The sequence below is a fragment of the Nocardia sp. NBC_01327 genome (assembly GCF_035958815.1).
Lineage (GTDB): Bacteria > Actinomycetota > Actinomycetes > Mycobacteriales > Mycobacteriaceae > Nocardia.
In genome coordinates this window covers 4222019-4247173 of sequence record NZ_CP108383.1, presented here as the reverse complement: position 1 = coordinate 4247173, position 25155 = coordinate 4222019, and the positions used below count along the sequence as shown (strand labels likewise).

Annotated in this window: 23 protein-coding genes; 15 read left to right on the top strand and 8 right to left on the bottom strand. The window is 66.7% G+C overall.

Annotated features, from left to right (window positions below; genetic code table 11):
• Nucleotides 1–21 precede the first annotated feature (21 nt).
• The 5 genes from OG326_RS19405 (at nt 22) to OG326_RS19385 (ending at nt 4517) form a co-directional block, all read left to right on the top strand.
• Entirely contained in the window at nt 22–732 is a 711-nt protein-coding gene (locus OG326_RS19405) for a GntR family transcriptional regulator (protein WP_327146058.1), read from the top strand.
• Nucleotides 733–869: 137 nt separating this feature from the next.
• Nucleotides 870–1412: a thiamine pyrophosphate-binding protein gene (locus OG326_RS19400; protein ID WP_327146057.1), complete on the top strand. Its 543-nt coding sequence runs from the start codon at nt 870–872 to the stop codon at nt 1410–1412.
• A 2-nt stretch (nt 1413–1414) separates the two neighbouring features.
• Nucleotides 1415–2011, top strand: a complete 597-nt coding sequence (locus tag OG326_RS19395) for a thiamine pyrophosphate-dependent enzyme (protein WP_327146056.1) — start codon at nt 1415–1417, stop codon at nt 2009–2011.
• Nucleotides 2008–3387, top strand: coding sequence for an aldehyde dehydrogenase family protein (locus OG326_RS19390; RefSeq protein ID WP_327146055.1), 1380 nt, complete (start codon nt 2008–2010; stop codon nt 3385–3387). Before OG326_RS19395 ends, OG326_RS19390 begins: the two co-directional genes overlap by 4 nt.
• Nucleotides 3384–4517, top strand: coding sequence for a mandelate racemase/muconate lactonizing enzyme family protein (locus tag OG326_RS19385; protein ID WP_327146054.1), 1134 nt, complete (start codon nt 3384–3386; stop codon nt 4515–4517). Before OG326_RS19390 ends, OG326_RS19385 begins: the two co-directional genes overlap by 4 nt.
• Here OG326_RS19385 and OG326_RS19380 read toward each other — a convergent pair whose 3' ends face one another.
• The 3 genes from OG326_RS19380 to OG326_RS19370 form a co-directional block, all read right to left on the bottom strand.
• Entirely contained in the window at nt 4518–5234 is a 717-nt protein-coding gene (locus OG326_RS19380; protein ID WP_327146053.1) for a response regulator transcription factor, read from the bottom strand. It abuts the gene before it with no gap.
• A gap of 51 nt (nt 5235–5285) precedes the next feature.
• A complete protein-coding gene (locus OG326_RS19375) occupies nt 5286–6716 on the bottom strand; it encodes a sensor histidine kinase (RefSeq protein ID WP_327146525.1) in 1431 nt (476 codons plus the stop codon).
• Between the two features lie 215 nt (nt 6717–6931).
• Nucleotides 6932–8458, bottom strand: coding sequence for a sensor histidine kinase (locus OG326_RS19370; protein WP_327146052.1), 1527 nt, complete (start codon nt 8456–8458; stop codon nt 6932–6934).
• Nucleotides 8459–8618: 160 nt separating this feature from the next.
• Here OG326_RS19370 and OG326_RS19365 point away from each other — a divergent pair, with 160 nt between their 5' ends.
• Nucleotides 8619–9212: a TetR/AcrR family transcriptional regulator gene (locus OG326_RS19365; protein WP_327146050.1), complete on the top strand. Its 594-nt coding sequence runs from the start codon at nt 8619–8621 to the stop codon at nt 9210–9212.
• Between the two features lie 39 nt (nt 9213–9251).
• Here OG326_RS19365 and OG326_RS19360 read toward each other — a convergent pair whose 3' ends face one another.
• Nucleotides 9252–11069 carry an alkyl/aryl-sulfatase gene (locus OG326_RS19360; RefSeq protein ID WP_327146049.1) on the bottom strand — a complete coding sequence of 606 codons (1818 nt, stop codon included), beginning with the start codon at nt 11067–11069 and terminating at the stop codon, nt 9252–9254.
• Between the two features lie 114 nt (nt 11070–11183).
• Here OG326_RS19360 and OG326_RS19355 point away from each other — a divergent pair, with 114 nt between their 5' ends.
• Entirely contained in the window at nt 11184–13808 is a 2625-nt protein-coding gene (locus OG326_RS19355; RefSeq protein ID WP_327146048.1) for a helix-turn-helix transcriptional regulator, read from the top strand.
• A 142-nt stretch (nt 13809–13950) separates the two neighbouring features.
• A complete protein-coding gene (locus tag OG326_RS19350) occupies nt 13951–14721 on the top strand; it encodes an MmyB family transcriptional regulator (RefSeq protein ID WP_327146047.1) in 771 nt (256 codons plus the stop codon).
• A gap of 16 nt (nt 14722–14737) precedes the next feature.
• On the opposite strand, the gene OG326_RS19345 is transcribed toward OG326_RS19350, so the two are convergent.
• Genes OG326_RS19345 through OG326_RS19330 form a run of 4 tightly spaced genes read right to left on the bottom strand, consistent with a single transcriptional unit; the run spans nt 14738 to nt 17820 of the window.
• Complete coding sequence (locus OG326_RS19345; protein WP_327146046.1) at nt 14738–15787, bottom strand: ABC transporter ATP-binding protein; 1050 nt, start codon at nt 15785–15787, stop codon at nt 14738–14740.
• A complete protein-coding gene (gene modB / locus OG326_RS19340) occupies nt 15784–16599 on the bottom strand; it encodes a molybdate ABC transporter permease subunit (protein ID WP_327146045.1) in 816 nt (271 codons plus the stop codon). Before modB ends, OG326_RS19345 begins: the two co-directional genes overlap by 4 nt.
• A gap of 28 nt (nt 16600–16627) precedes the next feature.
• Nucleotides 16628–17416, bottom strand: a complete 789-nt coding sequence (gene modA, locus OG326_RS19335; protein ID WP_327146044.1) for a molybdate ABC transporter substrate-binding protein — start codon at nt 17414–17416, stop codon at nt 16628–16630.
• A 5-nt stretch (nt 17417–17421) separates the two neighbouring features.
• A complete protein-coding gene (locus tag OG326_RS19330) occupies nt 17422–17820 on the bottom strand; it encodes a TOBE domain-containing protein (RefSeq protein ID WP_327146043.1) in 399 nt (132 codons plus the stop codon).
• A 334-nt stretch (nt 17821–18154) separates the two neighbouring features.
• On the opposite strand from OG326_RS19330, the gene OG326_RS19325 reads away from it, so the two are divergent.
• From OG326_RS19325 to OG326_RS19295, 7 genes are all read left to right on the top strand, one after another.
• Nucleotides 18155–19408, top strand: coding sequence for a nitric oxide synthase oxygenase (locus OG326_RS19325; protein ID WP_327146042.1), 1254 nt, complete (start codon nt 18155–18157; stop codon nt 19406–19408).
• Between the two features lie 63 nt (nt 19409–19471).
• On the top strand, nt 19472–20281 hold the full coding sequence (locus OG326_RS19320) for a class I SAM-dependent methyltransferase (RefSeq protein WP_327146041.1): 810 nt from the start codon (nt 19472–19474) through the stop codon (nt 20279–20281).
• A gap of 127 nt (nt 20282–20408) precedes the next feature.
• Complete coding sequence (locus OG326_RS19315; RefSeq protein WP_442790976.1) at nt 20409–21455, top strand: alpha/beta hydrolase; 1047 nt, start codon at nt 20409–20411, stop codon at nt 21453–21455.
• Between the two features lie 219 nt (nt 21456–21674).
• Nucleotides 21675–22892, top strand: coding sequence for a hypothetical protein (locus OG326_RS19310; protein WP_327146039.1), 1218 nt, complete (start codon nt 21675–21677; stop codon nt 22890–22892).
• Nucleotides 22893–22934: 42 nt separating this feature from the next.
• The gene (locus OG326_RS19305) at nt 22935–23705 is read left to right on the top strand and encodes an ATP-grasp domain-containing protein (RefSeq protein WP_327146038.1); all 771 of its coding nucleotides are present in this window, start codon (nt 22935–22937) and stop codon (nt 23703–23705) included.
• Between the two features lie 126 nt (nt 23706–23831).
• Nucleotides 23832–24233: a peptidase inhibitor family I36 protein gene (locus OG326_RS19300; protein ID WP_327146037.1), complete on the top strand. Its 402-nt coding sequence runs from the start codon at nt 23832–23834 to the stop codon at nt 24231–24233.
• Nucleotides 24234–24455: 222 nt separating this feature from the next.
• A complete protein-coding gene (locus OG326_RS19295; protein WP_327146036.1) occupies nt 24456–25076 on the top strand; it encodes an NAD-dependent epimerase/dehydratase family protein in 621 nt (206 codons plus the stop codon).
• Nucleotides 25077–25155 lie beyond the last annotated feature (79 nt).

Here is a 25155-nt window from a genome sequence, read left to right as displayed (position 1 = left end):
GGTTCCCCCTGAAGAGGTCTCGTGTCGCAGGATGTGCCAGCTGACAGCAAGTCCGAGCGAATCGCCGAAGATATTCGCGATGCGATCCGGCAGGGCCGGTTGGCACGGGGCGTGCTCTACTCCTCCCGCGAGCTCGGCGAAATGTTCGGCGCCTCACGCACTCCCGTCCGCGAGGCACTGCTGAAGCTGGCCGATCTGGGCCTGGTGCGGATCGAGCGCAATCGCGGTGCGCGTGTGGTCGGCCAGGACGGGCGCGGCATTGTGGACCTGTGCAGCATGCGCATCCTGCTGGAGCCGCCCGCCTGCCGCAGCGCCGCCGCGGTGATGACCAGTCGTGACGACGCGGCCATGCTCACCGAGTACCGAATCATGGAGCAGCTGGCCGACGGCGGCGCCGAATACTTCGCCGCCGATGAGCGATTGCACGATCTCATTCTGCAGGCCAGCGGAAATCAGCGGCTGGTCAAGGCCGTTCGCGAACTGCGCCAGACGCTGAGCCTGGATGGGCGGCACAGCGTGCCGCAGTATCAGCCGGTCGAGGTGGCGCTGCACGATCACAAGGAGATCCTCGACGCCCTGCTCGCGCGTGACGGCGTCGCGGCCGAGCGTGCCATGCGCCGGCATCTGGTGCGCTCCGGCGATCTGCTGGTCGCGCACAGCACCGGCAATGAGCGCGGGCTGGTCGCCGAATGGCGGCGCTGGGTCGCGATTTCCGCGCTCGAAGGCGAGTAGGGCACCCCGCACGCACTCTCATGTCACCTTTCTGAATCTTTGCTGCCAAACAGTTGCATGCTACTCATCACTATTAGTATGTTGCAGTGGCCTAGTGAACCATCACTCGGCAGTCAGGTCCGGTGAAAGGACATGCTGTGGACCCAACTTCGTATGCGGCGTCGATCGCCCGGGGCATCTGGTCGGCGGGGGTCGATCTGGTCGGATATGTCCCGTCCGTGAGCGTCGCGCCCGTCATTTCCGCCCTCGTGGCATCCAGCGGCGGCGCGGACGGCCGCTCGCGGACCGTCTTCCCGCTGTCCCGAGAGGAAGAAGCCGCCGGGGTGCTCGGCGCACTGCCGCTGACCGGCAAGCTCGGCGCGATCGTCATGCAGGACAACGGATTCGGCAATGCGCTGACCGCGCTCACCACCTTCAACACGGCCTATCACCTGCCGCTGCTGATCGTGGCCAATACCCGCGGCGGGCTCGGCGAATACAACTCGATGATCCACACCTTCAGCCAGTACGCACCCGGCATGCTGCGGCAGATCGGGCTGCCGGTCTTCGAAATCGACCGGCGCAGTTCGGCTTCCGATTGGGAGGCGGTCGTGACCGAGGCGGGTGTGCACGCGCGCATGACCTTCCGGCCGGTCGTCGTGCTGACCCACTTCTGGAATACCGACGGAAAGGCGGCCTGACCGTGCTGCGTATCGAAGCGCTCCGGGTGATCGCCGACTGCACGGCCGAAGTGCCGGTGGTGGTCACCTGCGCGGCCTCCAGCCGGGAGCTCGCCGCGGTGGCCGATCGGCCCAATCATCTGTATCTGCTCGATTCCATGGGGCTGGCCATCTCGGCCGCCACCGGCATCGCGCTGGGCATAACGGACACGCCGGTGCCGAAGGTGGTGGCCATCGAGGGCGACGGCTCCCTGCTGATGAACCCCAATGTGCTTCCCACCGGCGGATTTCTACGCCCCGACACGCTGGTGACGGTGCTGCTGGACAATGCCGTCTACGGCGCGACCGCGAATCTGCCGACGTACGCCGACACCATCGACCTGGGACTGGTCGCCGAGGCCACCGGCTGGACCGTGCACCGCGCCGCCGACGCTCTCGAACTGCGCGCCGCGCTCGTCACCGCGCTGGATTCGCCCGGTCCGGTCCTGGTGCACACCCATATCGAGGTCGGCAATGCGACGAATGTGCCCAAGCTGCTGGAGGATCCGGTGATCATCGGCCGCCGGTTCCAGGACTGGCTGCGCGCCCGCATCGCCGCACCGGCGGAGGTCCTGCTGTGATCACCACCGCCGACCCCCGCAGCGGAAAGACGCTCGCCACCTACCGATTCAGCAGTGATCGCGAGGTGGGCCAGCTGCTGCGCCGGGCGCAGACGGCGGTCCGCAATCACGCCGATCTCCCGGTGTCCCAGCGCGTCTTGGGTTTTCGCGCCCTGGCGGAGCTGATGCGCACGCGGCGTGCGGAACTGGCGCTGCTGATCACCACCGAGATGGGCAAGCCGATCACGCAGTCCCGCGCCGAGATCGACAAATGCGTGACGACCTGTGAGTACTACGCCGACCGCATGCCGGAAATGCTTGCCCCGCGACAGGTCGACGTGCTGCCCGATGCCGGGACGGTCCGATTGCGGCCGCTGGGCGTCATTCTGGCGATCATGCCGTGGAATTACCCGTTCTGGCAGGTCATCCGGGCCATGCTGCCCGCGGTCGCGGTCGGCAATGCCATCGTGCTCAAACACGCCGACAATGTCACCGGATGCGCCCGTGCCGTGCAATCGCTGTTCGATGAGGTGTTCGGGGCCGGAATTCTCAGCAGCGTGGTGCTGCCGACCCATCGGGTGGCCCCGCTCATCGACGATCCGGCGATTGCGGGCGTGGCATTCACCGGCAGCAATCGCATCGGTGCGCTGGTCGCGGCGCGCGCCGGGCGCGCGGTCAAGAAGTCGGTGCTCGAGCTGGGCGGTTCCGATCCGCTCATCGTGCTGCGGGATGCCGATGTGCCCGCCGCCGCGGCCGCCGCGGTGCGCTCGCGGTATCTCAATGCCGGGCAGAGCTGTATCGCTGCCAAGCGAATCATTGTGGAGCGCACTGTCTTCCCGGAATTCGTCGAAGCCATGGTGAGCGGGCTCGACGAGCTGGTGTACGACGATCCGAGGTCGCCGGAGACCGAGATCGGCCCGATGGCGCGCATCGATCTGCGCGATGAGCTGCGCCGGCAGCTGGAGGCGACACTCGCCTCCGGAGCACAGGTGCTGTTCGGCGGCAAGCCCGATGAGCGGCCCGGAGCATGGTTCCCGCCGACCCTCGTGCAGGTGCCCGATACCTCCGCGGTCGCCTTCCGTGAGGAGACCTTCGGGCCGCTGGGCGCGATCCTGCCCGTCGAGTCACCGGCGGAGGCGCTGGCCGCCGCCGCGAGTTCGGTCTACGGACTGAGCTGTTCGATCTGGGGCGCCGACCGCGGCGTCATCGACTATCTGGCCGACGGCATCGACGCGGGCTCGATCTTCATCAACCGAATCTCCGAATCCGATCCGCGCCTACCCGTCGGCGGCGTCAAGGCCAGCGGCTACGGCCGGGAGCTGGGCCGCTACGGACTCGCCGAATTCGCCAATATCCAGGCGGTCCGCACCGCCGCGACCTCCAGGAGCAACCGATGACGATTGCCAGCATTCGCACCCGCGCGGTGGGCGTCCCCGTCGACAAGCCGACTCGAATGTCCAATCGCGACTTGAATTTCCGGCACTATCTGCTGGTCGAGGTCACCACCACCGATGGCGCGTCCGGCGTCGGCTACACCTATGCCGGAACCGGGTCGGGACTGCTCGCCAAATCCGCCGTCGATGATCTACTCGCGCGGGTGTATATCGGCGACGACCCCAATGATGTAGTGGGACTGTGGGATCGGGCCTATCAGGAGACACTGCTGGAAGGTCGGCGCGGCACCGTGCTGCGCGCCCTCTCGGCGATCGATATCGCGCTGTGGGATCTGCGCGCCAAGCAGGCCGGACTGCCGCTGGTGAATCTGCTGGGCGGATCGACCACCGCACTGCCCGCCTACGCCTCCGGCGGGTATTACCGCCCGGACGAGGGCGAGTGGACCGAGGCGGTGGTGCGGGAGCTGGAATTCAATGTCTCCCAGGGCTTCACCGATCACAAGATCAAGGTCGGCGGACTGCCGGTGGCCGAGGACGCCCGCCGGGTCGCCGCCGCCATCGCCGCCATCGGGGATACCGGCCGACTGGCCCTGGATGCCAATAACGCCTACCGCTCGGTCCACGAAGCCCGCACCGCCATAGCGGCTTTCGAGCGCGCCGCCGGTGACACCCCGCTGTGGTGGTTCGAAGAGCCGCTGTCCCCCGAAGCGATCGCCGGCCACGCCGAATTGTCGCACACCGTGCGCACTCCCATCGCCACCGGTGAAATCCATCAAACCCGCTGGGAATTCCGGCCTCTCATCGAATCCGGAATCCCCGTTCTGCAGTGTGATGCCGCCGTGGCCGGCGGAGTCACCGAATGGCTGCGCATCGCCCATACGGCCGACACCTTCGGACTGCAGATGGCCCCGCACTGGCACCACAACCTGCACGCGCACCTGTGCGGCGCGGTCTCCAACACCCTGGTCGTGGAGTACTTCGCCCTGGAAAAGGGGATCTACAATTTCGAAACCCTGCTCACCCCCGAAACGCGTCTCCGGTACGGCGGCAATCAGATCTTCATTCCCGAGCGTCCTGGTCTGGGCATCGAATTCGACGAGGAGACGGTGCGCAAATACGAACTGATGGACTGATCAGGAACTCGCCGTGGACAGGCGCAGCGAGTAGCCGACGCCGCGGACGGTGTGGATCAGGGGCGGGCCCTGGGCGTCGATCTTGCGGCGCAACTGGCTGACGAAGGTTTCGACGACTCGTTCGCCGCGGCCTTCCTCGGCCTCCCAGACGCGGTCGAGGATTTGGCGTTTGCTCACGACCTTGCCGACATTGAGCATGAGGTAGCGCAGCAGGTTGAACTCGGTGGCCGACAGCCAGATCGACTCACCGGCACGCCGGACGACGTGGGACTCGGCATCGAGTTCCAGGTCTGCGACACGCAGGTGACCCGAGGCCTCGGCGTCGGAGACGCGGCTGCGGCGCAGGATGGCCTGCAGGCGCAGCACCACCTCTTCGAGGCTGAACGGTTTGGTGACGTAGTCGTCGCCACCAGCGGCGAGCCCGGCCAGCCGGTCGGCCACGGCATCGCGGGCGGTCAGGAACAGCACCGGGATATCGCTGCCGCGATCGCGCAGCCGCTGCGCCACGGTGAATCCGTCGATATCGGGCAGCATGACATCGAGCACGATGATGTCCGGCCGATGCGCCGCGACGGCGGCCAGGGCGCCGCGGCCGCTATCGGCGGAATGCACCTCGAATCCGCTCAGCCGCAGGGCGGAACCGAGCAGGTCCAGGATGAAGGGCTCATCGTCGACTACGAGGACGGAGGCCTCGCCCGGTGCTGATCGGTCGGTCACGAAACCCACAATAGGCACAATCCGGGCATAGCGTGTGTCAACCTTGCCTGGTCACAGGGTGCGCGGCAGGGACACCGTGAAGGTAGCGCCCTCGCCCTGCACGGTGTCGAGTGTCACCTGTCCCCCGTGCGCGACGACAAGCGCCTGCACAATGGACAGGCCGAGTCCGGTGCCGCCGCTGGCCCGCGCCCGCGAGGCATCGGTGCGATAGAAGCGTTCGAAGACCCGGGCCGCCGACTCCGCCGAGAGTCCCGGCCCGCCGTCGACGACATCGACCCGGACCTCCTCGGCAAAAGGCGTGAGCCGCACCGTGATCGGCGCCTGCACCGGAGTGTGGGTCAGCGCATTGCCGACCAGATTGGTCAGCACCTGACGCAATCGGGTCTCATCGCCGATCACCTGCAGGGTGCCTTCCCCCGGCAGCACCTCCAGGCGGATGGAACGGTCCGGCGCATCGGGGGCGGGCTTCTGCTTGGCGGCGATGGCCTGCGCGTTGTGCACGGTGTCACCGGCAATCAGCAACATATCCACCGGTTTTCGGGCCAGCGGGCGATTCGCGTCCACCCGCGCGAGCATGAGCAGATCCTCCACCAGCAGCCCCATCCGGGACGCCTCGTTCTCGATTCTGGTGAGCACACCCGCCGCATCGGTGCTGGCGCCCTGCCGATACAGCTCCGCGAAACCACGAATCGTGGTGAGTGGAGTGCGCAATTCGTGGCTGGCATCGGCGATGAAGCGGCGCATCTTGGCTTCCGAGCGCCGCGCGGCCTCCTCCGAGGCCTCGGTCGCCGCCACCCCGTGCTGAATCTGGGCCAGCATCTCGTTGAGCGAACGCGCCAGATGATCGACCTCGGTATCGACGCCCCGCACCGGCACCCGCCGATGCAGATCGCCGCCGGCGATGGCGGCCGCCGTCTCCTCCACCTGCCGCAGCGGCCGCAGGCTGCGGCGTACCACCAGATAGCCGCCACAGCCGAGCAGCAGCAAAGCCGTTGCGCCGGTGGCCAGTTCGAAGTAGATCAGACCGGACACCGTTTGCAGGTTGTCCGCCAGCGAGACCCCGATCGTGGTCGAGCCGTACTTGTTGGTGACGGTCAGCACCCGCCACCGGGTTGTCGAACCATCGGTCGAGCCGACGGTCGCGGGGCTGCCGCCGGTGTGGCCCTTCAGATCGGGAGTGGCACCCTCATTGCCGCCCGCCACTTCCGAATAGACCTGCCCGTCAGGGCCTTTGCGCAGTTCGAAGAAGCGGCGCGGTTGCTCGCTGGGCAATCTGTCGGAATTCGGCGGTCGCGGGGCATCGGCGGGCACCCACACGGTGTGACCGTCATCGGTTTGAATCTGCTTCATCGCGCGCGGCTGCGCCCAGCTGCGCGCGGCGTCGTTCAATTGCTCATCGGTGCGCGATGTCAGCGATCGTGACAGCGCCGAGGTCAATGCCACACCGGACACCATGAGGACCAGCGCGGCCAGTCCCACCATCGCGACCACCAGGCCGATTCGCAGCGGGACCGACGACGCCCGCTGCCCCAGCGACTCCCGCAGCTTCACTTCCGGCTCGGCCGCAGTTCACGCGGCCCGCAGCCGTGTAGTCGCAGCCGCGGGATTCGGTTCATCATGCAGCTCATGGTTCCCGTACCAACCCTCTTCATACTTAAAGTGAGCTGGGGGTTTCCTGTGAACCACGCGGGAAACCGTCAGGCGGGACCGCTCGCCGGGCCGGAGACGGCGTCTCCGAGTGCGAAATAGACCCGGAAGATCGTCCCGCGGGCGGGCGCACCGAGCAGTTGTATCCGGGCGCCGTGTGCGGTGACGATGGCTGCGACGATGGCCAGGCCCAAACCGGAACCCCCTGCACGGGAACGTGATTCATCGACTCGATAGAAGCGGTCGAAAATGTGCGGCGCCTTCTCCACCGGAATTCCCGGGCCGTCGTCGCGCACCTCGATCACCGCGAATTCGCCGGAATCGGCAAGAATTCCACCGGATTCCGCGAGTACGCCCGCACTCGCGGGAGCGCTCACCCGATCGACGGTGACATCGATCGCGGCGGTAGCCGGGGTATGCATGAGGCAATTGCCCACCAGATTGGTCAGCACCTGGCGCAGTCGATACTCATCCGCTTCGATACGCACCGGATCGTCCGGAAGATGCAGCCGCACACTGCGTTCGGGCTGGCGCGTGACGGCGTCCTGCACCACATCGCCGGCCACCGCCGACAGGTCGATATCGGCGAGCACCAGCGGGCGCTCCTCGTCGAGCCGGGCCAGCAGCAGCAGATCGTCCACGAGCAGACCCATGCGCACGGCCTCGCTCTCGATGCGGCTCATCATGCGCTCCAGCTCGGCCGGGGTCCGCGCGCCCCCGTGGCGATAGAGCTCGGCATAGCCGCGAATAGAGGTCAGGGGCGTGCGCAGCTCGTGCGAGGCGTCCGCGACGAACAAGCGCATCCGCTCCTCGGACTCCTCCAGCCGGCGCAGCGTCGAGGACAGGCGCGCCAGCATCACATTGAACGCGGTACCCAGCCGTCCCGTCTCGGTATGCGAATCAGTCTGTGCCACACGGCGATCGAGATCACCCGCGGCAATCGCCTGGGCGGTGTGCTCGATGCGGGTCAGGGGCATCAACCCCACCCGGACCATCCACGCCGCGACGACACCCAGCAGCACGAGCACGCCGATCCCGCCCGCGAGCTCGATCGAGCGCAATTGCCGGCCGGTTGCGTGATAGGTGTCCAGCGACATGGCGACCGCGACGGTCCCGCCGCCCGGCTCGGTCCGGCTCGGCACCTGAACATTGGTGCGCACCCGCCACTGCACCGCCCCGTCCACATCCGGCACGGTGAACGGCTCACTGCCCCGGGATCTGACCGCTGCGGCATCCATCGCCGGTAATGCGGGCGGTGCGACCCCGTCGCCGATCAATCCCGTCGAGGCTCCCGATTTGTCGAAGAAGAACACCCGGAACGGCGAGGGCAGATCGGCATCGGCCTCATCCGAGACATCCGCAGGCGGGGGCGGCGGCCGGTTCGACGAGGACATATCGATGGCCACAGCGTCGATCTGCGCATCGATGCGGGCCAGTTCGGAGCGGCCGAGCAGACTCACGCTGAGTACGCCGAACACGATCAGCCCGAGCGCGGTCATCACCAGCATCGTCACCAGCAACCGCGCCCGCAGAGTCCATCGGCGCCGCAACCGCGCCACCGCCGTGCGTCCCTTCACGGATCACACAATAGGCACCGGCGCGACAGGCGCTCAGGCCGCCGGGCGACCGGCTGCCGTCCCCGCCGGATCTCCGCAACACGGCCCACCGCAATAATACGAAGCCGTATCGTCTCGCAATAGGGTGGATACCGACGCCCGACAGAGAGGAAACCGGTCGATGACCGATGCGAGCGAGCCGCGCGCCGGTCGCAAACGCGATCCGCAGCGCGACCGGGACCTCGTCAGAGCCGCCCAGGAATTACTCGCCGAGGTCGGCTACGACAAGATGACCATCGAAGCGGTCGCGGCACGTATCGGAGCCGGTAAAGCCACGGTGTACCGACGCTGGAAGACGAAGTCCGAGTTGGTGATCGACGCCGTGCGGGCATTCGACTGGGATGTCGCCGCACCCGATACCGGAACCCTGCGCGAGGATCTGTTCGCGCTCGCCCGGATCTTCATGGAGCGAAATCCGCTGCGCGACGGCGTTCTGGCGGGCATGGCCACCGCCATGGCGCGGGATGCGACCATCCGGCACGCGGTGGACGAGGTCGTCGACCGTCCCCGCCACGACGCCTTCGCCACCATTCTCACCAATGCCCATGCGCGCGCGGAGATCTCGCGCGCCGACGGCTGGGAGAACGTCCGGGACATCTTCCCCGCCATGCTGTTCTATCGGGTCGCCATCCGCAGCGGACCGGTCGACGACGGATTCGTCCGCGACATCATCGACGACCTCACCATTCCGCTGTTGACCCGCACGCCGACCTGATCGTGGCGATCGGCCTCCGACCGCCACGACCGGGGTTCCTCAGGGGGTGACGATGGCGAAATCGATATCGGGGGTATCGAGTACCCCGACCAGGGTCGCCAGCACCGAGGGGTCTCCCTCCACGCCTACACCGTCGAGGCCCTTGCCCGCCAGCACACCCAGCAGCTGCGGCTTGGTCATCGACAGCGTCAGATTCGCCTCGCCGTGATGGGGGGCATCCGCGGTCGCAGTCCGATGTGTCAGTGCACCATTCGACAATGTCAGGCGAACGACCTGGTTGTCGTCGGTCATCTTCCAGTCCATCAGGAAACCGGTCGCGGCGGCCTTCGGGCCGTTCACCCGCACGGCCATCGAATCGATGATCATCTCCACCGTCAACGCCATCGCCATCTCCGGATTGGCGGTGTCGATCGCGGTGTGCACGATGCCCTGGCGTAGTTCCATCGCGCCGGTCAGGTAGAAATTGCGCCACGGACCGTTCTCCGCACCCTGACCGAGCGTGTCGTACACCCCGGCAAGAGTCTCCTTCGCTGCCGCATTCGCAGGCTCGGCGAAGATCGCGTGATTGAGAAGCGTTGCCGCGAAACGCAAATCGCCACTGTCGATATACCCCTGGGCCTTGCCCAGCACGGCATCGATACCGCCGTAGTCCACGACGTACCGTTTGGCCTGCTCGACCGGCGGATGCTCCCACAGATGCGCCGGGTTGCCGTCGAACCAGCCCATGTACCGCTGATAGATCGCCTTCACGTTGTGGCTGACCGACCCGTAGTACCCGCGGTTGGCCCACCGATCACCCAGCGCCGCAGGCAATTCCATCACCTCGGCGATCTCCGGACCCGTCAAACCGCTGTTCAACAGGCGCAGGGTCTGATCGTGCAGGTACGCGTACATATCGCGCTGCCCGGCAAGCAGATCCACGAACCGGTCCCGGCCCCACACCGGCCAGTGATGGGACGCGAACGACACATCGATCTTGTCGGCGAACATCGCGATCGCCTCGTCCAGATAGCGGGCCCAAATGCGCGAATCACGCACCACCGCACCACGAAGGGTGAGGATGTTGTGCATATTGTGCGTCACATTCTCGGCCATACACATCGCCCGGCGATCCGGGAACAGGAAGTTCATCTCCGAGGGTGCCTCGGTCCCGGGGGTCAGCTGGAAGACGATACGGACACCGTCGACCGTCTCCTCCTGCCCGGTGTGTGTGATGTCCACCGTCGGCGGAATCAAGGTGATCGTGCCGGTGGAGGTGGTCATGCCCAGACCACACCCGATCTGCGCGTCCGGCCCCTTGGGCAGGTTCGCCCCGTACATGAACGCCGCCCGCCGCGTCATGGCGGTACCGGCGTACACGTTCTCACTGACGGCGTGCTCGAGGAATCCGGACGGGGCGATCACCGGGACCGGCGCGTGCCCGTGCGGCAGGACACCGCGAGCGCCACCGAAGTGGTCACCATGGGAATGGGTGTAGATCAAACCCGTGACCGGGCGCTCACCACGATGGGAGTAATACAGCGCCAAGGCGGCGGCCGCGGTCTCGGCGGAGATCAACGGGTCGATGATGATGACACCGGTATCGCCCTCGATGATCGTCATATTCGACAGATCCAGGTTGCGCACCTGGTAGATACCGTCAGCGACCTCGAACAGGCCCTGCTTGTTGCTCAGCTGGCCCTGCCGCCACAGGCTCGGATTCGCGGTCGGCGGGCACTCCCCGTCCAGGAAGGCGTACGCCTCTCCGTCCCAGATGACCTTCCCGTCTGCGGCCTTGATCACCGCCGGCGACAGCGCGGTAATGAACCCGCGCTCCGCATCATCGAAGTCGGACCGATCGCTGTAATCCAAAGACATATCCACTCCCTGCACAGTTGGGGCGCACGTTTCACCGATGCTTCCGGCACGTCGGGGCCACCACATCACCCGCGGCGGGTGAATTCGGTCAGTTCAAATGGTGAAGGAGGCACAGTGCGCACGCCGCAACGATCTGTGCCCCTGCCTGCCACGCAGGGGCTGGGAAGGTTACCGGCCGGACCTGCGCGCCTGACCTTTCAGCCCATCGATCGCTCCGACCTGCGCGACCGCATCGATATCGCGGTCGCGGACCCGCATACACGCGTGCTGATGATTTGCGCAGCCGCCGGTAGCGGCAAGACCGTCCTGCTGACCGATTGGCTGCGCCGACAGGTCAGCGGCGCCGACTCGGCCTGGCTGACAGTGAGCCCGGCAAGCGCGCAGTCGCAGCTGCTGTGGAGCACACTGCGCACGCGCCTGGCCGTCCCCGAGGCGCCCCGCGCGGACAATGCCGCACCGCTCGCGGAGGCGGTCCATCTCCTCGATGCCCTCAGCGCGCGGCAGACACCCGTGGTCCTGGTGATCGACGATGCCCATCTGCTCACCGATCCGGTCGCGGTGGCCGGCCTCGAGTATTTCCTGACCCATGCACCGGACACCGTCACCGCGATCATGGCGGGCCGCTTCGATCCCCCGGTGCGCTGGCATAATTTCGAGCTCGCCGGACAGCTCACCCGCCTGCCCGCCGGGCTGCTGGTGATGTCGCACGAGCAGGTGGCGCAGGTGTGCCGCCGGCATCTGCCCTCCCTCACCGTCGACGAGTTGCGCACCATCGCGAACCTGACGCGCGGATGGCCTGCGCTGGTACGCATTTCGGCCATTCATCTCGCGGGCCACAGCCGGAATCGGGTCGCCGCGCTCACGACGCTCGCGCGGCCGTCGCAGGCGGTCTCCGATTTCCTGGTGCGCGAACTCCTCGAGACTCTGTCGCCGGAGCTGCGATTGTTCTTGACCTACACCAGCATTCCCGATTCCTTCACCGAGCAGCTCGCCGACGAACTGACCGGCGGCGGCGCGGCGCATCGCATGTACGAACTCGATCGGGCCAATTTCCCGCTCACCCATGAGCTGCGCGGGGACGAACTCTGGTTCAGCTACCACCCGATGCTGCGCTCGTATCTGCGCGGCGAAGCGCATCGGCTCGGTATCGAGACGCGGCGCGATCTGCATGTCCGGACCGCGGCCTGGCTACGCCATGCCGACCAGCCGCTCGCGGCCCTGCCGCATCTGCTGGCGGGCCCGGGCGAAACCCATCTGCGGCGCTTCCTCATCGACGCCGCGCTGGAGCTGGTGCTGGAGGGTCGCGGCTGCGGCCTGTTCGCGGCGCTGCACAGTCTGCAGCCCGATCTCGCGGACGACCCGTACATCTGGCTGCTGTGCGCGATGAACGCACTGCTGTACGGCGATGCGGCCGATGCGCTTCCGCTGCTGGAGGTGGCCCGGACGCGGCAGGAGACTCGGGTGTCGTTCGTCCCGGCCTCATGGATCGAACTGCTGAGTGCCGCCACCGCCGCGGGTGCGGCGGTCATGGCCGGCACCGCGGTGGACGGCATCACGATGCGGGAGCCGCTGCAGTACACCGGCAATGCCGATATCGATTGCTACGCAACCAATCAGCTCGCCATGGCGGCATTCGTCCGAGGCGATATCGCCCGCGGCGCGGAGCTGCTGCATTCGGCGCTGGCGGTCGCCGAGCACTCCGGGCGCGCACGTCTGGCGGTGCAGGCGATCACCCGGCTCGCGACCGCGGCCGGTCTGGCGGGTGAGATCACCGCCATGCGGGAGCGGGCCGATCGGGCGCTGGCCATTGCCGCCGAATATGCCGTGCCCGACAACCCGGATACGACGCTGTCGCTCACCATGTCGGCGCTGGCCGCCTATCTTCAGGGCGAATGGCCCGATCCGGCGCAGGTGCGGGCGGCCCTGACCCTGCATTCACGACAGGACGGCTCATCGGTTCCGGCGGCGGGCTGGCATGCCCATGTCCTCGGCCAGCTGCTGACCTTCGAGCGGGCGGCCGACAGATCCGCTGCCGCCGATGTGCTGCGCCACAGCATGCTCGAGCTGCTCGACAAACAGGCCGTGCCGATGATGAGCAGCGGATTGGTTCCGCCGGTGGTGTGGGCGCTGCTGCGGGTGCACGAACCGCGCACGGCGCGACTGCTTGTCGAGCGCGCCCGGCGCACACTCGGCGATACCGCCGATATCGTGATCGCCCGCGCCGCGCTCGCCCACGCGGCGAACAGTCCGGCGACCGCCCGCGATCTGGTGCGTCCGCTCATCGAGAACTCCGAGACCATCCACCCCACCACTGCGACATTCGCCTGGCTGCTCTACGCGGTATCGCATCCCGAGCAGCCGCTCAAAGCGCGCGAAGGGATGGAGAACGCGCTCCGGATCGCCGCGCGCGACAAACTGGTGCGGCCGTTTCTCGATGTGCCCCAGGCCATTCGGCTGCTCGACGCGCTCGCCGGGCAGCTGGGCCGTCATGATGTCTTCGCCGATTTCGTTCGACGCCATCCCAAGGCGGCGCGCAGCACCGAGCATCCGGCGCTGACCACCACCGAGGTCACCGTGCTGCGCCTGCTGCCTTCGGGCCGCACCACGCAGCACATTGCCGATGATCTGGGTGTATCGATCAATAACGTGAAAACCCATTTGCGCGGCATCTATACGAAGCTGGGCGCGAATACCCGGGTCGATGCTCTCGATCGTGCCCGCCGCACCGGCTTGATCTGAACTTTCCAACGCGCTTTTCACCCGCTGCGGATGAAGTCCGGCTCCGGTTTTCCCAAGATACTGAACTCAGGTTGTGGTGCGCTCCGCTGGCGCGGCCGGGCTGGGGGAACACCACTATCCACCACTATGCTCGGAGACGACTTTGCTTCATTGCCCTCAGCCGCCCCGGCTCGGCGACACTCTGCGGCGTCTGCGTGAAGCCCGGCGGATCTCCCGGGAGTCGCTCGCCTTCGCCAGCGGTGTGAGCGCCAGCTATCTGGCGCATCTCGAACGCGGCCACCGGGATCACCCCGGACGCTCGGTGATCATCGCTCTGCTCAAATCGCTCGATCGGGTCGATTCGCTGACCGATGCCGAACGACGGCACTGCCTGGACCTGGCGGGGGTGGGCATCGATTCCATCCCGACCGTCGTCGAATTGCGCGAGACCATCACCGGCGATATCCGGCGCACCCTCACGCTCTGCGAGCCGCGGATCGCCTGCTATTTCGACATCCGCCTCAATGTGCTGGCATGCAACGACGCATTCACCAAGGCGTTCAAGGGAATTGCGGAGGAGGGCAATTTCCTGCGCTGGTACCTCGGCAATGCGGTGGCGAAACAGATTGTCGCGGACTGGAACGGCATGCTCACCCATATCGTGGGCTGGTTGCGCGGGGCCGCGGGCAGCCTGCGATCGGACGGTGATTTCGCCGAATTGCTTTCCGGTCTGGCCACTTTCACAGAATTCCGCGAGGCCTGGGCGGCCGCGGACCCCGTCTACTCCGACGGCCCGACCAGGGTGCACCTGCACGAGGCGGCCACCGGCGCGAAATATGCGGTCGACATCCAGGGCTTCCGCATGGATCACACCCGCTTCCCCGGCTGGATCTGGTACCTGCAAACCACTCCGCCGCACAGCCTTCCGGCCTGATCCGGGCGCCGGAACCTCATGCCGGGTAGATGTGAATCTCCGTGGCCTTGACCGCCGCCCACAGCCGCATGCCCGGCTGCAGCCGGAGGTCGGCTACCGCCGCGGGGGTGACGTCGGCCAGGACCGGCGGTGCGCCGTCGAGTTGCACACGGGTGGTATTGCCGTGCTGCTCGAAGCCCGCGACGGTGACAGGCCAGACATTGCGCGCACTACCGGCGGGCTGCTGCGGGTGCAGGCCGACCGCGGTGGGCGGGAAGGCCAGGAATACCCGCCCGGCCGCGGATTCGGTGCCGGTGAGCGTGCCGCCGCCGTCGACCGCGACCACGGCGCCGTCGGCGGTTCCGCGAAACAGGTTGAGCCCGACCAGATTCGCGACATAGTCCGAGCGAGGCCGGCGCGCGATGTCGACGGGTGCGCCCTCCTGGACGATGGCGCCGTCTTCGAGAATGATGAGCCGGTCGGCCAGCACCATGGCGTCCAGGGGATCGTGGGTGACCAGCACCGTATGTCCCGAATAGTCCCGCAGGTGCCGAGCCAGATCGGCGCGCACCTGCATCCGGGTGCTCGCGTCCAGCGCGGCGAGGGGTTCATCGAGCAGCAGCAGTTGCGGTTCGGTGGCCAGGGCGCGAGCCAGCGCGACCCGTTGCGCCTGACCACCGGACAGTGCGCGGGGCGTCGATTTCGCGTGGTCGTGCAGGCCGACGCGGTCGAGCCAGGTGCTCGCGCGGGCACGGGCCGCGGCCCGGCGCATACCGCGGGCCCGCAGTCCGAAAGCCACATTGTCCAAGGCCGAAAGATGCTGGAACAACAGGTAATCCTGGAAAACCACACCGACCTGACGCCGTTCGGCGGGCACGAACACCGCCGGCGGCGCATCCCAGACCGCATCACCCAGCGTGATCTCGCCACCGGTGAGCGGGGTGAGCCCGGACAGGGTGCGCAGCGCGGTGGTCTTACCGGCGCCATTGGGGCCGAGCAGTGCGATCACTTCGCCGGGTGCGGAGGTGATGCTGATGTCCAGGCGGAATTGTGGCCGCTCGAAACGCAATTCGGCGTGCAGCGTCATACCGGTCCCCGCATCCAGCGCTCCCGCAGCGAGACCAGTACGCCCACCGAGACGACCAGCAGCACCAGGCTGAGCACGATCGCCGCATCGGGATCGGTCTCGAGCGCGAGATACACCGCCAGTGGCATGGTCGTGGTCTTGCCGGGGAAGTTGCCCGCGAAGGTGATGGTCGCGCCGAATTCGCCCAGCGCCCGCGCCCAGCACAGCACCGCACCGGCGACCACGCCGGGCAGCACCGAGGGCAGCGTGACCCGGCGGAAGGTGTACCAGGGGGAAGCGCCGAGGGTGGCGGCCGCATCCTCGTAGCGCGTATCCGCCGCGCGCAGTGCGCCTTCCACGGAGATCACCAGGAACGGCATGGCCACGAACGCCTCCGCCACCACCACACCGGCGGTGGTGAACGGCAGTGCCACACCGAACCAGTCGTAGGCGTACTGGCCGACCAATCCGCGCCGCCCGAGCACCAGCAGCAGGGCCACACCGCCGACCACGGGCGGCAGCACCAGCGGCACCGTGACCAGTGCGCGAATCAACCCGCGTCCCGGCAGTTGCGCCCGGGCCAGCAGCCAGGCCAGCGGAATCCCGAGCACCAGGCAGATGCCCGTCGCCAGGGTCGCGCAGAGCAGTGAAAGCCGCAGGGCCTGACCGACTTCCGCGCTGAAGAGCCGCTCGGGCATGGTCCGCCAGGGCGCGCGGACCAGCAGGCCCAGTAGCGGCACCAGCAGGAAGGCCAGGGCGCACACGGCGGGCAGTACCAGGATGACCGGTCGTCGTCCCCGTACTGCCCGCCGTCGTGCCGAGGCTCCGCTCACCGGCGTCCCTCGGCGGTGGTCACGACCGTCACGGGGTGTCGAATCCGGCGGCGGCGAAGACCTTCTTCGCCTGATCGCCCTTGATGAAATCGACGAAGGCCGCGGCCGCGGCGGCATTGGGCGCCTTGGCCAGCGGCGCGATCGGGTAGGTATTGATCGCCTTGGCCGATTCCGGGAAGTCGATGCCCTCTACCTTGTCACCGGCGGCCTGCACATCGGTGCGGTAGACCAGCGCGGCATCCACCTCGTCGAGGGTCACCTTGGTGAGCGCCGCTTTCACATCCTGCTCACGGGTGACGGGCTGCGGCGTGATGCCCGCGATCTGGAAGACCTGCTTGGCCGCGGCGCCGCACGGCACCTGTTCGGCGCACAGCGCGGTGCGCGATCCGGCCTTGCCGAAGTCGGCCAGTCCGCTGATGTGGCCCGGATTGCCCTTGGGCACAGCGATTTCCAGACGGTTGCTCACGAACGTCGGCTGCGGGGCGGTGATCTCACCGGTGTCCACGACCTGCTTCATATTCGCCGGCGCCGCGGAAGCGAAGACGTCCGCGGGCGCACCCTGGTTGATCTGCTGGGCCAGCGCGGAGCTGCCGCCGTAGCTGAAGACGACCTTCACGCCCGGATGCGCCGCCTCGAAATCGTGGCCGAGCTGGTTGAAGGTATCGGTCAGCGACGCGGCCGCGAAGACCGTGACGGTGCCGGAGATCTGGCCGGTGGCGGCGGGCTTGCTCGAATTGTCATCGGAGCTGCATCCGACCAGTCCGGCCGTGACGGTGAGCGCTGCGGCAGTCAGCGCGAGCGTACGAATTGTCTTCATCCTCATCAACTTTCTGGTATCTCGACCACAACATGGGTGGATTTGACCGAGGCGACAGCGATGCTGCCCACCTCGAGTCCGAGTTCGTCGACCGATTCGCGGCTCAGCAGCGATACCAGGCGGAACGGACCGGCCTGCATCTCGACCTGCGCCATGACCGTGTCCTTGACAATGCGGGTCACGATGCCGCGCATCCGGTTGCGCGCCGAGACCGCCACGGTGGGCCCGGGAACGTGCGGGTCGGAGGAGCTGCGCAGGATTTCGGCGAGATCCGCCCCGCGCACGCCCTTGCGACCACTGTCCAGACGGACCTCGGCCAGCCGTCCCTGCTCGATCCAGCGGCGCACGGTGTCGTCGCTGACGCCCAGCAGCGCCGCCGCCTCACTGATCCGCAAATTCGTCACGATAGGGATCATATTGCCGTATGCGCGGAACACAAGCCCACCTCCGCGCCGAAAGTGCCAGCATTTCGGGCCGCCACCGGGTCCGCGACTAGCACATACGTGCGAAGCGCCCATCGGCCGCGAACCGAGGATGCGGTTGATCTATTCGAGGTTGCCGGCAACCGGCTGGCGGTGTTGATAAGGGTTCTCGAACCAGTTTCCTGTTCTTGTGGGCGATTTCGAGCAAACACCGGGCGTGATCGTGCGATATTTGTGCACGGGAAGGGGGGATGTGAAGAGGACTGCCCCCCAAACGGGGGCAGCCACTGGCACAACCCACGGAGGCAACAACTAAATGATGATCCCCACCGCGGTTACGGACCCTCGGCTTGTCGACGAGGTCAATCCTGGGTGCCCCTACCGCAACTCACCAGCTCATCAGGTGCTCGACATTCGCGCTGCGGCTGCCGAGGACCGTGAAACGGAGTGCGCGCAGTTCTTCGCGCTACCGGAACTGGCGCATCTGCCCGCCCAGCGCGGGGGCGTCGCGGCACGGCAGCTGCGCAGGACCGGGTCGTATCACCACACGCTCGAGGAATTGGCCATCGGCACGAAGCTGGCGTGGCGCAATCACGATCGGTGTGTGGGCCGAAGACAGTGGCGCGCTTTGGAAGTCGTCGATGCGCGCGATGCGGGCTCGGCCGCCGAGCTGGCCGGTGCGTGCCTGGAACATCTGCGCCGCGCCACCAATGGCGGCGCGGTCCGCTCGGTCATCACTATCGGCCCGCCCGCCGATGCGCAGGGGCGCGGATTCCGAATCCTGAACTCCCAGTTCATCCGCTATGCGGGATATCGGGTCGGGGACGGGGTGGTCGGCGATCCGGCCAATGTCGAATTGACCGATCTGGCCCGGGAACACGGCTGGCGCGCACCGGGCGGGCGATTCGATGTGCTGCCCCTGCTGATTCACACTCCCGACGGCATCATCGAGCGCTTCGACGTGCCGCCCGAGTTCGTGCTCGAGGTGCCGATGCGGCATCCCGAGTTCGCCTGGTTCGCCGACCTCGGACTCAAATGGCATGCGGTACCGGCTGTTTCGAATATGGATCTGGAGATCGGCGGGCTCTCCTACGCCTTCGCGCCGTTCAACGGCTGGTACGTCTCCTCGGAGATCGGCCGCAATCTCGGCGACAGCGACCGCTACGACATGCTCCCGGCGATCGCCGACGCGATGGGCCTGGACCGCAGCGCCGAGCGCACCCTCTGGCGCGACCAGGCCCTGGTGGAACTCAGCCGCGCGATCCTGCACAGCTACCGGCAGTCACGCGTGCATCTGGTCGACCACCACACCGTGGCCCGCCAGTTCCTCGACCACGTCGACCGCGAGCGCATTGCCGGCCGCTCCTGCCCCACCGACTGGACCTGGATCAATCCCCCGCTCTCGGCCAGCCTCACCCCCACCTTCCACCGCTCCTACGACCCCCCGGACCCGCATATCCGGCCCGCATTCGTGCGCCGCGGCGCCGCCCGGCCCGGGCCACAGGCCGAAGCCGTCGACCAGGAGCCGACATCGCTGTGGCGCAATATCTTTCGCGCACGACGCCATTGAGCTCGCGTTCCTTCCCGCGATAACGCATTTCTCGGCGCTCGCGGACCCGGTAGCGTCGTGGCCGTGTGGAACATCGGGGATTCGAAGGATCGGACGGCGGAGCAGGACGATATCCACGCGCGGCGTGCGACGTCGTTCGGCGCGGAGGCCGCCGCGTACGCGGAGCATCGGCCGGACTATCCCGCGGCCGGGATTCGGTGGGCGTTGGCGCCGCTCGGCGGAAAAGAGTCGCCGGTGGTACTGGATCTGGGCGCCGGTACCGGCAAACTCACGCAGGGACTGATCGCGGCCGGGGCCCAGGTGATCGCCGTCGAGCCCGATGACGGGATGCGCGCCGAACTGGTGCGCCGCTGTCCCGGGGTGACAGCAATTGCCGGTGCGGCAGAAGCGATTCCACTGCCGGATGGTTCCGTCGACGCGGTGGTCGCCGGACAGGCGCTGCACTGGTTCGACCTGCCGCGGGCCTTTCCGGAGATCGCGCGTGTGCTGCGCGCCGACGGGGTGCTGGCCGCATTCTGGAATATCGAGGACGACCGGGTCGAGTGGGTGGCCGGGCTGAAGCAGGTCTCCCGCTCCGGCGCCTCGCTCCCGCCGCCGGACAAGGACGGCGCACTGCCCGCGCATCCACTGTTCACGGACTTCGAGGACTCCGATTTCGCGCACACGCACCGGCGGACCGCCGAATCCCTCACGGCCACAATAGGCACGTATTCGCATACGGTCGTCATTCCCGGTGCGCAGCGCACCGCGCTGCTCGATCGGATCCACGCTTATCTGCGCGGCAGGCCCGAGACCGCGGACGGCGAGTTCGACGTCCCCATTCGGACCAAGACGATCCGTGCGGTCAAACGCGCGGCCGACTCCCCTCTGTAGCGGATTCCGACACCCCTCCCCGATTGCACCAAACCGGAGACGGTGGCAGCACGAACCTCCTTGTGCGCCGGCCAGGACGGCGGCGGTTACCGAGGCATGCTGCAGCGCCACTCCGAAATTGGCCACAATGGGAGGATTCCGCTTGAGAACACGGCGATTGACACGTACGGCAGCACTACGCTGGGTGCTCGGCGGCACGCTGGCCGCGGCGAGCCTGGCCGGCACCGTGAGTCCCGCAACGGCCGATCCGGGGGCGGCTCGTGTTGTCTCGGTCGAGGACGTGAACGACCGGCAGCAGAATGTCATGGTCTACTCGCCCGCCATGGACAGGCCGATCCGGATACAGGTCATTCGCGCGGCGGACCGGGCGACACCGCACCCGACCATGTACCTGCTCAACGGGTCCGGCGGTGGCCCGAATCAGAGCGGGTGGGATGCGCAGACCGATGTCGTGAGCTTCCTGCGCGGCAAAGATGTCAATGTCGTGACGCCGTACGGTGGCAGCGATTCCTATTACACCGACTGGATTCGCGACGACGCCGTTCTGGGCCACAACAAATGGCAGACCTTCCTCAACGAGGAGTTGCCGCCCGCCATCGAGGGGTTCCTGGGCGCGAATGGAAACCGCACGCTGGTGGGTGTTTCCATGAGCGGCACCTCGGTGCTGAACCTGGCGATCGCCAAACCCGGATTCTGGAACAGCGTGGCGTCCTACAGCGGCTGCGCGCAGACCTCCGATCCCATCGGGCACGAATTCGTCCGGCTCACGGTGGAGAATTGGGGCGGCGGGCAGAGCGTCGAGAACATGTGGGGCCCCGCCGATGGGCCGCTGTGGCGCGCCAACGACCCACTGGTCAATGCCGATCGGTTGCGCGGGACCGCCATCTACCTGAGTGCGGGCAGCGGCATTCCCGCGGCGCCGCACGACAGCCCGGCCGATCCGCGAGTTCAGGACGGCCGCATTCCGCTGCCGGTGCAGATCGTGTTCGGCGGGCCGATCGAGGCAGCCATCCACTACTGCACGGTGAACCTGACCAATCGGCTGCATGAGCTGAATATCCCGGTGACAGTGGATGATCAGCCGGTCGGCACCCACTCCTGGGGCTATTGGGAAGATGAACTGAAACGTTCCTGGCCATTCCTGGCGACAACGGTCGGCGCCGACGTCAACTGACTGCGGGCTGCTCTGTTCGCCACACAGGGTGGACCATTTCCGACCGGCAATACGCCGGAGGGATGACACCGAATGAGCAATGCGAGCGATGTTCGCACCGTATTCGGCGATGCTAACGTCCTGCTCATGCCCTCTTCGACGCTGGACTCGAATTCTCTTGAGCGACGGCGTGTTCCGGTACCAGGTCACTGGACGCCCCTGCGCAGAATTGGATTCCGGTTGCTCTTCACGATCGGCGGTTCCGTGCTGGTCGTATTCGTGTACGGCAATTTTGTGGCCCTGAACGGATTATTCCAGCCGTTCAGGGCCGCTCTCGCGCAGATCGGAAGCGTGCTGATGCGCGGGCGCGGAGTAGCCATGGATACGACCAATAGCGGCGACTCTCTCGGGGATTGGTGCGCCCTTGTCGGATGCCTGGTCTTCGGAATAGTCGCCGCCGCCCTCTGGAGTGTCCTCGATCGCAGGAAAACCGACTACCGGAGTCTGGGGCGGGCGCTATTCGAGGTCGCCCGCATCGGTCTTGTTGTCGAATTGCTCGCCTACGGTCTGGCGAAAGCGATACCCATTCAAATGGGCTACATGACCCAGCCGGCGCATCAGCTTCCCCTGGTGGGCGATCTCGGGCTGAAAGACACATTGTGGACCTTCATGGGCGCATCGGATGCGTATTCGATTGCGACCGGCCTCGCCGAAATCACCGCGGGCCTACTCCTGCTCTGGAAACGCACCTGGCTCGCCGGTGGCCTCCTGGCCATTGTTGCCATGGCACAGGTATTCCTCCTCAACCTCTGTTACGACGTGCCGGTAAAAATCCTCTCCGGCGTCCTCCTGGCCACCGCCATCGCCCTCACCGCCCCCTGCTGGCCCAACATCCTGCGAGTCCTGACCAACACCACCCCCCTCCCACCGAAACAACTGTGGCCCGCCCCAGGAACCAGACGCCTCCGCCTAGGCGCGTCCTCCCTCGGACTCGTTGCCGTAGTGGCACATTCAGCCCTGATGGCAACCCTCGCCATCATCGCCGTCATCGATATCCATTCCCCCCGCTCACCCCTCGACGGCGAATGGCAGGCGATATCGTTCACCATCGATGGCACCCCGGCGACAATAACCGCACAGGACCCGCCCCCCTGGGCAAACGTAGCAATCACCGACCGCCCTGACTCCCAAAGCCTCATCACCCAAACCCCCTCCGGCGCAACCACTTCCTGGGCCCTGGACCTGAAAGACCAAACCCTCCTCATCCGCCGGCACCTCTCCGACTCCCCCACCCCAATCCGGTACCACTGGAACCCCGACCACACCCTGACCCTCTCCGGCACCCTCGCCAACCACCAGATCGAAGGCCGATACCAGCGACGCCCCATGGACCGGCCAACCTCCCCGTTCCGCCTGGTCCAACCCGCCCCCGACCCCGACCTCCCGAAGACGTCGTAACTGGACGACCCGCGAGCTCGCCTCCCGCGAGCGGTTCCCAGCATGATGGACCACATCATGATCACTACCGCGTTTCTCCAGTACTCCGGCAAAGGCCCGATGCGGCACGAGGAAAGTCTGCTGGCGGAGGGATTGCGTCGGCGCGGGATTCCCGTGCAGCACTACACAATCAAGCGTATTCACCGCCGCCAGCTGGCATTGGGATCGGACACGTTCATCGCGGGCGATATGGATGCGATGCACGGAGCCATGCGTCAGCTGCACATCCCGGTGCCCGAACCCGACGATTATCCAGCCTGCCTCGGCGAGTTCCTCCGGCGCAGGGTATGGACCTCGACGCTGGGCGAGATCGAACGCTTGCTCGAGATCGGCTCTGCGCCAGCAATGTTCGTCAAGCCCGCCGATCGGCGAAAGAACTTTACCGGCACCGTCTGCTATTCCGAGCGAGACATCGCGGCATTGGGCAACGTCAGCAGGCGGCAGCGGGTCCGGTGCTCCGAGGTTGTCAGCTGGACTGCAGAATTCCGCGTCTACGTGCTCGATCACCAAGTCGTCGCCATCGACCACTACGAGGGCGATCCGGCAATTTCGCTCGATAGAAGCACAGTGGAGGCGGCAGTAGCGGCGTACCACCGCTCCGGGACAGCACCGAGCGCGTATGGCATTGATTTCGGTGTTCTGGCAAGCGGTGAAACCGCGCTCGTGGAAGCCAATGACGGCTATGCGCTGGGTGCCTACGACATCGGCGCGGACGAGTACACAGCGTTGCTCATGCGCAGGTGGACGGAGCTACTCAACTCCGCGATGCCCTGACAAACGCCTCCGCCGGGCGCTCCGAACTGGGCGACTAGTCGGTCGTTAGTGGGTTGTTGGTGGGGGCGCGGAGGTTGGTGTTCGGCCGTGGAAGTGGCTGATACCGAATGGAAGAGGGGAATCACCGTGAAGAATGTCTATCGGGCTGGGAGAGGGCGGCTGGGGCCGGTTGTCGCGGCGGCCGCGCTGGCGGTGGGGACGGTTGCGGTCGGCGCTGTTTCGGCGGGGCCGGCGGCTGCGTCGCCGGGGTACGACTGTCCGGGCGGGGTGTTCTGCGGGTGGGACGGGTCCGGCGGGACGGGCAGCATGATCGTGCAGGTCGATTCGAATTGTGTGCTGCACGATATCGGCAATGGCGGGGTCGGGGATCGGCTGACGTCGTACTGGAACCGGACCGGACAGACTGTGGGGGTGTACAACTGGACGGGCGAACGCTGGCAGTTGCTCGCATCCATCCCCGACAGTGCTCGGGGGAATCTGTCGTCCTGGGCAGATAACAAGGCCGACGCGGTGAAGGTCTGCGACTGACATCACCGACGCAAAGCGCGAAGCCCTCAGGCAATCAGCCTGAGGGCTTCGTGCTGGGTCGGCCCGGTTGTCATCGGGGCAGGACCTTCAGTTTGAGATCATCGACTCGCCCGCCAACTCGGCTGCTGCCGAGGAACGTCAGGGAATCCACGACGAGTCGATACAGTGATCCGGCGCGTGTGGAGATCGTCGAACCTCTAGGGATGAGAGTGCAGATCTGAAATGAAACTGCTGGTCACCGGGGGTGCGGGGGTCGTTGGTTCAGCGGTCGCGGGGATGCTGCTCGATGCCGGGCACGAGGTCGACGTGGTCGATGGGCTGTCCTGCGGCGGCGGAGGGGAGACTCCAGCGCGAATCCTCACGCCCGGAGCAGGTTTCGAGGCTGTGTTCCATATCGCCGGGCTGGTGGCGGGCGGGGAATCGATGGCGCATCCGGAATGGCAGTGGGACAACAGCACTCGGGTCGCGCTGGCGCTGCTGGATGCTATGGCCGATGCGGAGGTGTCGAAGCTGGTGTTCTCTTCGACCTCCACCGTCCATGGGGACAGCAAATTGGCGATCGACGGTGCGATCGCGGCCTACTGCCGTGTCGGCGGACTCGGCGCAATCAGCCTGCGGTACTTCGACTTCGATAGGCACTGCCCCGCCGATGACACCGGGCTGCGCGACTATCTCGGCATTACCGAGCTGGCTCGTGCGCACCTGCTCGCCCTGGACACCCTCCAGCCCGGTGCGCACGAGATCTACAACCTGGGCAACGTGAAACGCACGCCCGAGACCGACGGGACTGCCGCCGGCGCATGGGAATTGCCGCCGCTGGCCGCACAACAGCCAATCGGCTGACATCCGAACAGCCGGAATCCCCAAACCACCGCAACTCGCGGCGTTGCTCAGACCACCGCAACTCGCGGCCTTCCTCAGA